The organism is Paenibacillus sp. FSL W8-0426 (assembly GCF_037969725.1).
In the GTDB taxonomy this organism is placed as follows: Bacteria; Bacillota; Bacilli; order Paenibacillales; family Paenibacillaceae; genus Paenibacillus; species Paenibacillus hubeiensis.
In genome coordinates this window covers 3,361,333-3,374,217 of record NZ_CP150203.1, presented here as the reverse complement: position 1 = coordinate 3,374,217, position 12,885 = coordinate 3,361,333, and the positions used below count along the sequence as shown (strand labels likewise).

The window sequence follows — 12,885 nt, the reverse complement described above, 5'->3', positions numbered from 1 at the left end:
CTTCCTTAGCCCCGAAGCACTAATTCCTGATAGATGGTGACGACAAACGATACGATCTGCTGTACGAGACTGAAAAATAGCAGGCACAGAAAGGCCATAAAAGCCATGGCAGCCAGTGTAAGCAGCATCGTAAGCACCGTCTTCGCCGGCGTGTACTGGTGAACGGTCATGTTGCCCACGAATAACAGATACACCGTCCAGGCAACGGCAAGCGCATTGGAGAAATAATAAAAGGCTGCTTCCTGCGCGGAAATGACGAGACTTAGCCAGATCCACGGAAAATGAATCAGGAGCAGCGGCACCAATGCAAAACACGTTGACATAAAAATTTCCGAAAACTTGCCTTCTCCGTCCATCAGGGTGGTTAACGACCAGTTGGCCACACACCAGAACAGGATCGGGATCACGACATACAACACTTCAAGCAGACTATTCAAATACTTGGGATTGTTAAAATTAATGAGAAAGCCGCTGTACTGGGCATGCAAAATTTTGGTAACCACCAGCAGCAGCATGATCATGCAGGCTATCAGTAATGTCGTTCGTTGATTGCGTTCATATTTCAGTTCCCAATATCCGTCGAAAGGGTGAAAGATGAGATGCAGCGGATACTGGTAAAGCTGCTTACTTGGCGCTTGCATTCGTTATCCTCCTTTTATGCCTGCGAACGATGACGACGGTGACAAACGCAGCTGCAGCCAGGAATAAACCGGACATCATCCACGAGAAATGCTCGCGCATCAGTTCTTTGCGGAACAGAAGAAATGCTTTCGAATACCCCTGCCGCTCCATGCTCCGTTTAAAATATTGCGCTGATTCGGCATACTCCTTCTGGCGAAGCAGCGATTTGCCAATACCCGCATAGGCATACTCCAGATTCGCATTCATTTCGGCAGCCTTGGCGAAGAGCATCGAGGATTGGTCCTCGTCGCCGTTGTAATAACTGCGTACCGCTTCATGCAACGTGCGACCGTACTCCGTTGTCTGGAATACCGTAATCTCACCGAGCGCCTTATCCAGCACAAGCATCCGGTCTCCTGCACGTTCCAATGCGACCGGCGTGTTAAATTGTCCCAACCGATTGCCAATGCCGCCAAAAATATGGAGCAGGTATCCGTCGCCGTTATAAGTGAAAATTCGTCCTCTGCTGGAGTCGAGCACGGAATACATGTCGCTGTCTCCTACATCTACATCAACCAGGCGCGAAGGCCCTGCTTCGTTCGTGTACATCAGATCGCCTTGGGGGTAATGATACCCTTGTCTGCGCAAAATATCGGTGCCCTGGGCGTTCAGCTTCTTGATCGGATCTTTGCCGCGGTCGCCGCTTGTGGCGTAGATGAACCCCTCTTCATCCAGATCCAGGTTGGTGAACTCCGTCGGCGTGAACATCACCATCTGACTGCGCTGCTCGCGCGTGGCCAACCGTTTCCACAAATACTCCACCGGATCAACCTGAACCCTGTTCGCTCCGATAAAGGAGGAAAATGTGCCGTCCGCACTGAACTCCATGAATCCGTCGAATACACCCGCCGCCATGACGTAAATCCGTTCTCCCTGATCCATGACAACCCGCACGGGTTTGAATTGAAAATCCGCTTGTAACAGATCCGATTTCGGTTCAGCCACAATTTTGACCAGATGGCCTTGTTCATCCAGATGAACGACCCGGTGATTGTCCGTGTCCGCAACGAGGAGATCTCCTTTTTTACTGACATAGATCCCTTGCGGATTGTTGAACTGCTCCTCCTTGCCCGCCCGTTCAAAGGAATCAATCGTCCGCACCAGCTTCAGATCGCGATCCAGCTCCACGATGCGGCCATTGCCGGAATCCAGTACGAACACACGCTGATCCGCTGTGACATGCATGTCGCTCGGTTCTTTGAACGCACCGGTGTCCAGTTTATTGCCCGTGATGATGGACGTGGCCTCATACGCCGCCGGCGCCGGAACGGAATCGCCCCAGTAGGAGTATTGGTAAGCATCCTGCTTGCCGTCTGCACTTGCCGGTGCAGCCGCTTGGCTGAACAACAGGAGGCAGACCATGCCCATCATGATCCAGCTGTGCTTGTTCCATGTGCTTTTCCGCACCTCGCTGCCTCCTCTCTACTCTTTCATGCCCGATGTAGCCATCGTCTGCATAACGCTGCTCTGGGAGATGATGAACAGGGTGATCGGCACGATCATGAGCAGCAGCGCAACCGCAGCACCCACCCCTGCTCTCGCAATCCCTCCCTGAACAATCTGGCTGAGCGCATAATGCAATGTTTTGAGGTTTTCACTGTAAATAAAACTTCCGCCGTCCGTTCCCCAGAGGGCCGGAAACTGCAAAATCATCAGTGTGAGCCAGGCCGGCTTTACATTAGGCATCACGATGCTCCAAAATATCCGGTATTCATTGGCCCCGTCGATTTTGGCTGCCTCCAGCAGCGCATCGGGAATTTGCTCCATGAACTGCTTCATCAGGAAGAGCCCCAGCGAGAACGCAAGCGACGGCACAATAATGGAGGCATGCGTATTGATCCAGCCGAGCCAGGACATGACCATGTAGTTCGGGATCGCTGTGACATGGGGCGAGAACATCAGCGACAAAATGATAATGGTGAACAACACTCTGGAGCCGGGAAAGCGATATTTCGCCAGCGGATAAGCGGCCGCTGAGGCCAGAAGAATATGCCCTGCCGTTCCCAATATCGTAATAAGCAATGTATTGGCAATATAGCGGGATAACGGTACCCACGAATTGCCCATCAGATTGATCAGATCCGCGAAATTTTCCGTTGTCGGATTGTTCACCCAGAAGCGCGGCGGAAAAATAAACAGCTCATCCAATGGCTTGAATGCATTGTTAACGGCATAGATGAGCGGCAGCACCATAAATGATCCAAACACGGCCAGCAGGGCAAACAGCATCAGGCTGACGGCAAATGACCGATTCAGTCTTTTTGGCATGCCTAACGCGGCACGTACTTTGCTGGTCATCGTCATTCACCTATCCTTCTCAGCATTTTTTGCGTCAGAACGTTCGTGCCAAGCATCAGTGCAAACAGCACCGTTGCGATGGCCGAGGCATATCCCATCTCGAAGCGAATGGTGCCGAAGTCCATCAAGTGGGTAACGACCGTATGCGCCGCATAGTTGACGCTTGGGAAGCCGGCCAGGGCGATCGAAATTTCGGCTACGGCGAACGAAGCCGTAATCTGCATCACGGCACCGAACATGAGCTGGGGCCTCATCGATGGCAGCGTAATGTACCAGAGCTCCTGCCAGCGGTTTTTGATCCCGTCTACCGTACCGGCTTCCACCAGAGATCGGTCAATCGTCTGCAGACCTGCGATAAACGCCAGAAAGCTGGTTCCCAGACTAAGCCACAGCTGAACAATAATGACGATGGCCAGCACGTATTTCTCGTTTGCGAGCCATTGCACGGGTTCCAGGATGACGCCCAGGCGCATCAGGAAACCATTCATGTACCCGTAGCTGTCACCGGAGAAGATGATCAGCCAGATGAAGAACACGTTGCCTGATATGGACGGTGCGTAGAAAACCAGCGTCATGACCGCCCGGATTTTGGGCGACAATTCGTTGATGATCCATGCAAACAAAAAACAGGCAATATAACTGACAGGGCCAGTGATAACGGCGAACAGCAGCGTATTTTTCAGCGCAATCAAAAAGACGTCGTCGCCCAGAAAAAGACGTGAATAGTTCTGCCAGCCGATAAAACGCGGCACCTCCAGCATATTGAAGTGGAAAAAGCTGAGGCCTAGCGAAATGCCGACTGGAATGACAGTGAACAGGAAAAAGATCAACATAAACGGCGCCATCAATACGTAATAGTGCCTGCTGAGGTACAGATCCCGTTTCAAAAGGGACCACCAGCCCGCCGGACGCGTATGGACGGCAGGAGCGGCTGCTGTCTTGGTTGTTTTGGCTTGCAACCGTTACCCTCCCTTCCTTCTACTTCAGATTGAATTCCTTGCGCTTCAACTCAATTTCATCATCGATATACAGGACATAGTCCGATAGGGCCTCACGCGGATTTTCGTTGGCGTTGACGACCTTGCGGAACGCATTATCCAGATGCCTGCCTGTGAAATAACCTCCCGGAAGCTGCGGGATACCTTGTACCCATTCCCATTGCTTCTCCAAATTCCGATAATCTTTCACAGGCCAAGGCAGCTGCTCCAGCGCCTTGATATTGGCTGTCGGGTAGCGGGCCGCCGCGCCCATGAGACCTTCCATTTCTCTTCCGTATTCCATCTGGGTCTGCTCATCGGTCCACCATTTCATAAACTTCCAGGCGGCTTCCTTGTTGGCCGCGTTTTCGAGCATCATCACAGCGCTGGTCGCACTGGCTACCTCATGCCTTACAGAGCCGTCGGGGAGCTGAGTGCCTGGTACAATGGTAAAATCCCAGAGGTTGCGAATTTCCGGAGCCATGACCGTAAGCATGTTGTACGTAGTGTAATCGGCGATGCCGATCGGCATCTCCCCGGTGCGGAAACGGTTTGGAAAGTCGGCCTTGAGCGGAAATTTGTAATTGGTATAGAACTGGGTCCACCGTTTGAACGCATCCATCGAAATTTCCGAATCCAGCGCGCTCTTCTTCTGATCTTCCGTATAGAAGGTGCCGTCATTCTGATACAACAGCATCGCAAAAGTCGAGTTCGGAACCAGATTGGCATTGTTCAGCGTATCCTCGATGGGCAGATAGAACTCCATGTTGTGCTTTTGCAGGACAGCGATAGCGTTATAGACGTCCTCCCACGTCTTCGGCGGTTCGAGACCCAGCTCGTTCAGAATATCTTTGCGGTAAAAAAGCATCGGAAAATGCTGCTGCTCCGGCAGCGCATAGACTCCTCCGTTATAACGGTAAGGCGTCAGTCCGCTTTCGCGGAATCTGCCCGAGATTTCCTCAAAATCCGGGAATTTGCTCAGATCGGCTGCCGCATTCCTCATCGCATAGTTCACGGGGATATCTTCGCCCATTTGCATCGCTACGTCCGGACCTTCCCCAGCGAGCGTGGCAGGCAGCAAAATATTAGGTGGAACGAGCCGCAATTGCACGGACACATTCGTATCCGGGGTAAACGAATCGTCGATCAAACCCTTGAGCACCTGGGCCTGATCCCGTCCGGTCGTAATCCAGACGGTAATCGCGTCCTTCTTTTGCTCCACATTGCCGATGCTGTCGTAATCTTCGGTATAGGATGCGACATATGCACCCAGTTCGTGCTTCACCTGCTGGATCGCCGTCGCTTCCGCCTTCGGCAATGGCTCGCCAGGCGGGGATACGAGAAGGTAATCCAGCGTAATCGGCTGTTCGCGTACGGACAAAATCCAGGTGCCGAGGCCGCCTACGTTAATCTTGAACGTATCGAGCCGTTTCGGAACCGTCTCCGGTCTGGCTGCCATATCTTTAAGCTGGACCACCATCGCATTCAGAACGGCGACTTTATCGCTCTGCTCTCCGGTTGCTTGTTCCAGATACGCGGCTACAGAGCTAAGCGTTGCCGCCTGCCGTTCAAAGACCTCCGTCATCTCCGGGATACGGCGTTCCAGCTGGTAATCCCGGAGCGGATCGGGCTTATTGGAGGTGATCATCAATATTTTGCGATACATCCCATTCAGTTCCAGTACGCTGGATTCCACGGTGCGCAGAAGCGGAGCGATGTCGCCGAGCGTGACCGTCATCCGTATGCGATGTGTTCCTTTTTCGAGATGGAATTGATAGGGCTGGTCTTCTCCGGCTCCCAGTACTTGCGTTTGCCAGGATGGACTGTAATTAAAACGAATGCGTTTCATTTCCTTGAACGGCACTTTGCCGTCAATCGTCAGACTGCGGGTCGCATAGATGCCGCGAAGTTGATCCTGCTTTACTTTTAGCGCGATTTGATACAATCCGTCCTCCGGCACGTCGATCTCCCATTCGATCCATTCACCGGGCAGCTTCCAGTTGATGCCGCCGATGGCGTTGATGCGAATTTTGGATACGTCATACGGCTCCAGCGAAGGGCTGGAACGATCCGAGATCGGTGCAAGCGTAGGCGAAGATTTGCTTGCAGCCTGTTCTGCCTGGACCTTCAGCATGACCGGACCGGCCGGTTTCAAGCCGCGCGTTTCATAACTCGCCCGCAAGTCTGCATAGGACGGAACATCCTCCTCCTGATACAGCTCGATATAATCGATCGCCATGCTCTCCCGGAGCGAAGTGAGCGATAACTGCTGTTTGCCCTTTTCAAAATAAAACTGGAACGGTTCCTCGAAGTAACCTGCGCTGTCCCTGAAGGAAGCGAGCTGCCACTCCGGCTGTTCCACTTGCCTCGGTCTGAGATCGTTGCCGCGATCGTCCCGGCGAACGTTATCTTCGCGATTGCCCCACACCCTGTCGAACAGCAGGACGTCAGCACCCCTGAACGGAACCTGTCCGTTTATCTCCAGTCTGCGTTCGATGCCGGAACTCTTGCCCTCCACCGGATAATAATGGATGCGAACGTGGTACAAACCACTCCATTGAACGGGAACATCCCAGCGAATGGTTCCGGTTTCGGGTGTAATGACGGCACTGCCGTCCAATCCGGCATATCCCTGCACCACTTCAAACGTTCCACCCTCCGTCCGAACATAAGACTCGCCTTCAATCCGCACCACGTTATCCGGTTTGGGAGTGTTCTGATGACCCGCCAGATAATGTTCATAGCTGCTTTCATCGTCCGTGTTGGAGATCGCTTCAAAATCTTCAAGCGCATAAGCCGTGCCCGGAGTACGATCCCGCGATGGATAGATGGTCCATATCGAGAACACCAAGGCCAGGACAAGCACCAGGATTAGTCCCTTTTTCTTACGTGACCGCATGTCTGAATGTATCCCCTTTCCTCTAGGCGTAGCGACAATGGGACGATGGACTGACCCGGACAGACCGCGCCATGACTGGTGCGTTCTGCCCGTGATTTAGTAAAATGGTTTATTTATATACCTCATCAATCGCGGCCTGGAAAGGAGCCTTGTATTTCTCGATCAGAGTGGATACGGATACCCCTTCTTTGAGCTCCGCATCAAAATCCCAGTAAGGCAAGGACGGGAAGGTGTTATGGTCGAGAACAAGCATGCCCTCAGCGACCTTTCTGGCGTTGTTGATGTCCGCCTCGTCGGTCAGATGCGTCTCCAGCGTGGACTGACCCGGATACTCGTAGATCGAATCGATCTCGTTGATTTTTTCCCAGATGTACATCAGTTGTTCCGGATTCTCCACCGCTTTAGGGATGGTGATCGCTTGGTAACGCGATTCGCCGGAGTGATACGCCGAAGCGCTTGGTCCTTTTGGAAACGGCACAAAACCGATATCATAATCCTTCATGTCCGTCATAATGCCTTCGACTTCGTACATCGCACCTGCATACATCAAGGTATTGCCTTGACGGAAGAAGGTGGAAGGTTCTGTCCAGTCGCCACCCTCAGTTGGTCTGCCAACCTTTTCTGTTGCCAGCTTGGACAGGAAGTTCAGTGCTTCTTTCGTCTTGGGATCCTCCAGGTTCTGCTTATCCTCTTTGGTCAGAGAAGCTTCGTTGGAGTACAGAATGGGTTCAAGCAGACCCGTTTGAGCGAGTCCCCACGTGTCCAGCTTGCCATCATTGTTACGATCCTTGTTCGCTTGTTTCGCAACGCTGAGGAACGTATCCCAGTTCCATTCATCGGCATCCACATATTCCTGCAGCGGCTTCAAACCAAGTTCCTGCATAAGCGTTCGGTTATAGAAAATCCCGTTGATAAAGGAGGATTGATCTTCGGTAAAACCGTAGCCTCTGCCTTCATATTGCATATACTCGTTGGTCGTTTTTTGATTGAACACCTTATCGTTCTTGGTATACTCATCCACCGGCCATAACAGATCCTGTTTGGTCAATGCCGGAATGGCATAGTTTTTGCCCAGTCTCACCAAATCGCCCAGCGGTTCCCCTGCCATCAGCGAAGCAACCACTTTTTCCTGGTATTCTCCGAAATCGATGGAGATGTATTCAATATTGAAGTTGTGTTTTTTCTTCAGTGCTTCAAGGTTCTCCAGGCGCTGAATGTTATCCGGGTTGTTACCCTGGATCTCCATATCCCACCAAGCAACAACCTTGATGGTTCTGCCACCCATGTCAAAGTCCATCTCCGGCGTTGAATTTTCATTTTTGGGCTCGGTTTCCGCGGTGTTTTGTTCCTCCTGCGGTGCCGGCTTTTCCGGCTCCGGTTGTGCGGTCGGAGCAGAACTGCATGCAGCAATCATCAGCATGACCGCAAATACAAGGCTCAGCAGCATAAACTTGTTGTTTCTCATCGTCTTCCCCCCTGATTGTCGTTTGCTCCCACAGTGTATCCCTCATATGAAAACGCAAACAACCCGCCGAAATGCAGGTATTCACCCGGTCAAATTATAGAAAGGCATGCTAGTGAAGGATTACGAACACATTTCAATAGAAATTGGTAAAGAAATGCATTGTCTGCAAAAAAATGCACATTGTATGCGCTTTCTTTTATTCTCATAATGAAAGTAAGCCTTATGGATTGGAATCCGGACCGGAAATTCAGAAGAAGGTGAGGTTATGCTTTATGTACAACATATTACTTGTTGATTACAGCCGGCGTTTGTGCAAAGAACTTGGACCGTTGCTGAGTCGTTCTACCTCTCCATATACAATTGGGGAATCGGCCTTCTCTTCCTCCGATGCACTGATCGCCCTGTCGAAACAGGAATTCGCGGTAGTGCTCATCCATACTGAGCGATGTGATACGGCCGGTTTATGGTTATGCCATCGCATTCGCCAAATAAGCGACATTCCGATTCTGCTGGTGGGTGGAAGAGACCATTTCAGACTTGTGCGCAAAGCGTTAACTTATCAAGTGAATGATTATCTGCCCTCTCCTGTCAGCGCTTCAGCTTTACTGCAAAGTTTGCAGGCACTTCAGACGCGACTGGGACCGGAACCTGTTAAAGAAAGATTGCCTGTGAAACCACCCGTTCAGCTCAATGGCAAAGCGATGGAGTCCAGTCATGTCATCCGAATTGTCAAAGCTTACGTGAGAGATCATCTAAGCGACGAAATTACACTCCGGAAAATTTCCGACATGCTCCACTTTAACTGTGCATATCTTGGACAAAAATTTAAACTGGAGGAGAAAGTATCCTTCAACGATTACATGCTGCAGCAGCGAATGGAAAAAGCGAAGCATCTGCTGTTAACTACCGATATGCGGATATATGAAATCGCTTTGGAGGTAGGTTATAAAGACATCGATTGGTTTTACAAAAAGTTCAAGGCCTATGCAGGCTCAAGTCCTAACGCCTATCGCAGACAAAAGAATCACTCTGCCTAGGCATGACTGATCAGCTGCCTCCTCGGCAGCCTTTCTGGCGGGTGATCAAACCATAAAACGCAGGCCAGCAGCGCCTGCGTTTTTACGTGTTATCCTTTTCCATTTACTTCTGATGAAGGTGTCCATAACAACGGTTCTAACGCACGAGCACAGATTCCCGATATTCCTGGGGCGTCATGCCCGTCAGCTTCTTGAACAGGCGGGTAAACGAATGTGCCGACTCATATCCGACTTGAAGCGCTACTTCTCGCACCATCAGATCGCTGTTGCACAGCAGCTCCTTGGCTCTTCGGATACGGGTGTCGTCGATAAACTCCGACAAGTTGATCCCCGTCTCCTGCTTGAAGAAGCGGGATAGATAGGACGGGTTGAAATGATTCAACTCGGCGAGTCTGACCAGCGAAAGGTCCTTTTCCAGATTGTCCCTGATATAGCCGCATAGAGTATGGATGACCTGGTTCACACGTTCCTCTTCATTGGAACGCTTGAAATGAACCAGTTCATCCGCAGCGCAGTACAGGTGGTGCACTGCTTCCTTCATGCATGTAAAGTCACTCAGTTGAAGCAAACTTGGCTGATCAGGGACGTTCTGCCGGAGCCCCCAGCGATTACATGTGGAATACAGCATCAGAGCCAGATAATAGTAGGTTTCCATAGCCCGCTCCATGGTCAGGTCCTGCTGCTGCAGTTCCGTTACAAGCTCTTCAAAAACATCGTAAAAGGGCTGAAAGCGTCCGCTTTCCAAGAAACCAGACATCACGTCAATCCGGCTTGAGATCCGAACGGATTCCTTGGATGTTCCTCCTGCAGTGCCTTCGGTTTTATCCGTCAATACCATAGAGACCCCATCGCCAATTTTCATCCACTGTAACAACCGCAGCCGTTCATACTGCCTTGGAATTCGGGACCAAGGGCAACCGCGTCCGCTCAATGTAAAGGCAATGGACACGTCAAGCGACGCCATGCAGGCTTCCTGAACCAGCTCCAATGTGCCTTCGATATAAGTGGAAAAGTGCTCTTCTGCATTGTTTTTCCCTGTTTTAGGCTGAAGCAGCCAGACCACATCGCCATAGTGATCTGTAACACTGATATATATCGCATGTTCACTCAATAGTGAAGATCCGATAATCCGGACCGACTCCTGCAAACGATTCGGTCCTTCTTCGATTCCAGGCGGCGTATTGAATCGTCCAAGGACCAGATACACCGGGGAGTCCGCTTGCAAGCCTATGTTTCTTGACACCAGTTCGGCTTGAAGCTCCATCGAAGAGGAGTGAGCGGACGGGCTATCCTGAAGAAGCTTGCGCACATATTCCTCCTGGTGCAGCGCAGCCAGCCGGGAAGTCATTTGGCGGGACTTTTCCAACACTTCATGCATGCTGTGACTTTGCCGAATCTCTTCCATGACCTGCTCAATGACCGTCATCACCTTGTCGTAACCTTCCGTTTTGAGCAAATAACGCACATTGGGCATCTGGAGGGCTCGGTATGCATAATCAAAATCACTGTGTCCCGTGAGAAAAATAACGCGGCATTGAGGCCAGCGTGTCTGGATCTCCTCGGTCAGTTCGAGACCACTTATGCCAGGCATGCGAATATCCGTCAGAACGATGTCAATTCTGGATCGCCGCATCCAGTCCAGGGCCTCTGCAGCGGAATAGGCTTTGCAAACATCAAGCCGGTCCGGCATATGTCCGGCAAATGTCTCATACAGGCTGTCCGTTATAATTTCCTCGTCATCCACAATCAGAAGTCGGTACATGCGCTCTCCCCTCTCTTCCATCGGATTCGAATCGCGACTTTCAATCCCTGCAGATCGCTCCGAGAGAGAGAAAGCCCGCTTCCTTCCCCATAGGTCAACACCAGACGTCGATGAATATTCATTAAACCGGTCACTTCATCCGTATCGGCATCATTGTGCAGACGTGCCTGAAGCATATCGATCTCCTCCGTCTGCAACCCCTCCCCATTGTCCTCCACCGTAATTTCAATGTAGGTTGACTTCATATGGAATTGAACCCGCAGGAGTCCCGTACCCGTGTTCTTCTCCAGACTATGTTCATAAGCATTCTCTATGATCGGCTGAATGATCAATCTGGGGACCTGAAGCTGCTCCATTCCAAATGGCAACTGCCCGAAGTCTACTTTGATCCGCCGTGAAAAGCGTAATTGCTGAATCTCCATATAGATTCGCGAATGCTCCACTTCGTCTTTCAAAGGCACATGATCCGTTCCGTTTCGGGTGATAAAACGAAAATATTCGCCGAGCATGTTCGTAAACTGTTCAATGCGCTCCGTTTCTCCAGTTCTGGCAAGCGAGTTCAGAATGAAAAAGCTATTATACAAAAAATGTGGATTAATCTGGGACTGAAGCTGCTTCAATTCAGCCCGCTGCATCATCATCGTCTGTTTGAAATCCCGATCGATCAGTTGCTGCAGATTTTCAATCATATGATTGAAGCGTGCATATAGAAAACCGAACTCGTCCTTGCGATGGTGTACGATCGGAATATCGAGCACGCCTCCCTCCATTTTTTTAAACCTTTTGACAAGCAGCAGCAGCGGAATATGAATCAGCTTGTAGCTGGAATAGAGATAGGCCGTAATGGCAATGAAAGACGTGATAGCAAATATCCAGGCCCATGTATAAAATTTGCTGAGCGGTTTGGTTACCATTTTCTCCGGCAGATACGTTGCAGCCGATAAGCCCAGAGCATCCACGTGCAGCTGATTGACGTGATAATTAACGCCCTCAACCTTGACCTGAAAGCTGTCATGCGGATTTTTCCGACGATGCTCGCGGTAACTGGACAGAATGACATCTCGCTGCTGGTGATCCGAGATTACATTCCCGGTCTTCTCTTCGATCAGGAGTGTGGCACTTTCAGGGTACAGGTTTAGCTGCGATAATTCATTCTGAAACTGAGCGTTATCCAGTTCTACCTGTACAACAAACAGAGGACCTTCCCCTTTTTTTCCCGTGAGCCGGACAGCGCTCAGGTTCAGCGTGTCTCCTTTTACAGTAAAACGGATATCCTTTCCTTCCATAGCTGAACTGAAATAGTCAAAGGACGCCTGATCATAATCATCGATGCCTTGCATTGCCGATATGCTCTTGTTGACTGCAGGGATATGTACATAAACGTTCTTGATATAAGCACTGCTGTTCTTAAAGGCGGCCAGTCGCTCAGATAAATAATTCAGCGTTTCACGCCTTTCCACCTGGTCCATGATGTTCCAGAGGATCGCAAGCCGATTCAGTTTGCGGTCCTCGGCAATATCAAACTGCTGCAGCTCCATCCATTCAATCTCCCTGTTCAGTTCTATCGCAAATTGGTTCAATCGCCTTTCCGTCGACAGGGAAATTTCCTGGCTTGCCGTGTCGTAACTCCAGTGATATAAATACACACCCAGAAGAATCAGAGGAATCACAAAGATCAGATAGGTCATGATTAGCCGTGCAAATATGCTGTTAAGCCAGGACTGCGCAGGAATCTTCAACAATGCATTCACCTCCCGTCTCCCTGG

Annotated in this window: 9 protein-coding genes; 1 reads left to right on the top strand and 8 read right to left on the bottom strand. The window is 50.7% G+C overall.

Features of this window, described 5'->3' with window-relative positions; translation table 11 throughout:
- Positions 1-5 precede the first annotated feature (5 nt).
- From MKY59_RS15205 to MKY59_RS15180, 6 genes are all read right to left on the bottom strand, one after another.
- Entirely contained in the window at positions 6-641 is a 636-nt protein-coding gene (locus MKY59_RS15205) for a Yip1 family protein (protein ID WP_339278243.1), read from the bottom strand.
- Positions 625-2,088 carry an NHL repeat-containing protein gene (locus MKY59_RS15200; RefSeq protein WP_339278242.1) on the bottom strand — a complete coding sequence of 488 codons (1,464 nt, stop codon included), beginning with the start codon at positions 2,086-2,088 and terminating at the stop codon, positions 625-627. Before MKY59_RS15200 ends, MKY59_RS15205 begins: the two co-directional genes overlap by 17 nt.
- Positions 2,089-2,103: 15 nt before the next feature.
- Complete coding sequence (locus tag MKY59_RS15195) at positions 2,104-2,979, bottom strand: carbohydrate ABC transporter permease (protein WP_339278241.1); 876 nt, start codon at positions 2,977-2,979, stop codon at positions 2,104-2,106.
- A 2-nt stretch (positions 2,980-2,981) separates the two neighbouring features.
- Positions 2,982-3,938: a sugar ABC transporter permease gene (locus MKY59_RS15190; protein WP_339278240.1), complete on the bottom strand. Its 957-nt coding sequence runs from the start codon at positions 3,936-3,938 to the stop codon at positions 2,982-2,984.
- 19 nt (positions 3,939-3,957) lie between these two features.
- Positions 3,958-6,855 (bottom strand): extracellular solute-binding protein, encoded by a 2,898-nt coding sequence (locus MKY59_RS15185; protein WP_339278239.1) that lies wholly within the window; start codon positions 6,853-6,855, stop codon positions 3,958-3,960.
- A gap of 109 nt (positions 6,856-6,964) precedes the next feature.
- Positions 6,965-8,320, bottom strand: a complete 1,356-nt coding sequence (locus tag MKY59_RS15180) for an extracellular solute-binding protein (RefSeq protein WP_236414130.1) — start codon at positions 8,318-8,320, stop codon at positions 6,965-6,967.
- A gap of 272 nt (positions 8,321-8,592) precedes the next feature.
- Here MKY59_RS15180 and MKY59_RS15175 point away from each other — a divergent pair, with 272 nt between their 5' ends.
- Complete coding sequence (locus tag MKY59_RS15175; protein ID WP_339278238.1) at positions 8,593-9,357, top strand: helix-turn-helix domain-containing protein; 765 nt, start codon at positions 8,593-8,595, stop codon at positions 9,355-9,357.
- A gap of 136 nt (positions 9,358-9,493) precedes the next feature.
- Here the strand turns inward: MKY59_RS15175 and MKY59_RS15170 are convergent, their stop codons facing one another.
- Positions 9,494-11,119, bottom strand: a complete 1,626-nt coding sequence (locus MKY59_RS15170) for a response regulator (protein WP_339278237.1) — start codon at positions 11,117-11,119, stop codon at positions 9,494-9,496.
- Positions 11,104-12,870 (bottom strand): histidine kinase, encoded by a 1,767-nt coding sequence (locus tag MKY59_RS15165; protein ID WP_339278236.1) that lies wholly within the window; start codon positions 12,868-12,870, stop codon positions 11,104-11,106. The genes MKY59_RS15170 and MKY59_RS15165 overlap by 16 nt, the downstream gene beginning before the upstream one ends.
- Positions 12,871-12,885 lie beyond the last annotated feature (15 nt).

What these genes read in the sequence shown, in the direction of transcription:
- MKY59_RS15205 (WP_339278243.1), bottom strand. Translation starts at nt 641, where the DNA reads ATGCAAGCGCCAAGTAAGCAGCTTTACCAGTATCCGCTGCATCTCATC.
- MKY59_RS15195 (WP_339278241.1), bottom strand. Translation starts at nt 2,979, where the DNA reads ATGACCAGCAAAGTACGTGCCGCGTTAGGCATGCCAAAAAGACTGAAT.
- MKY59_RS15185 (WP_339278239.1), bottom strand. Translation starts at nt 6,855, where the DNA reads ATGCGGTCACGTAAGAAAAAGGGACTAATCCTGGTGCTTGTCCTGGCC.
- MKY59_RS15180 (WP_236414130.1), bottom strand. Translation starts at nt 8,320, where the DNA reads ATGAGAAACAACAAGTTTATGCTGCTGAGCCTTGTATTTGCGGTCATG.
- MKY59_RS15175 (WP_339278238.1), top strand. Translation starts at nt 8,593, where the DNA reads ATGTACAACATATTACTTGTTGATTACAGCCGGCGTTTGTGCAAAGAA.
- MKY59_RS15170 (WP_339278237.1), bottom strand. Translation starts at nt 11,119, where the DNA reads ATGTACCGACTTCTGATTGTGGATGACGAGGAAATTATAACGGACAGC.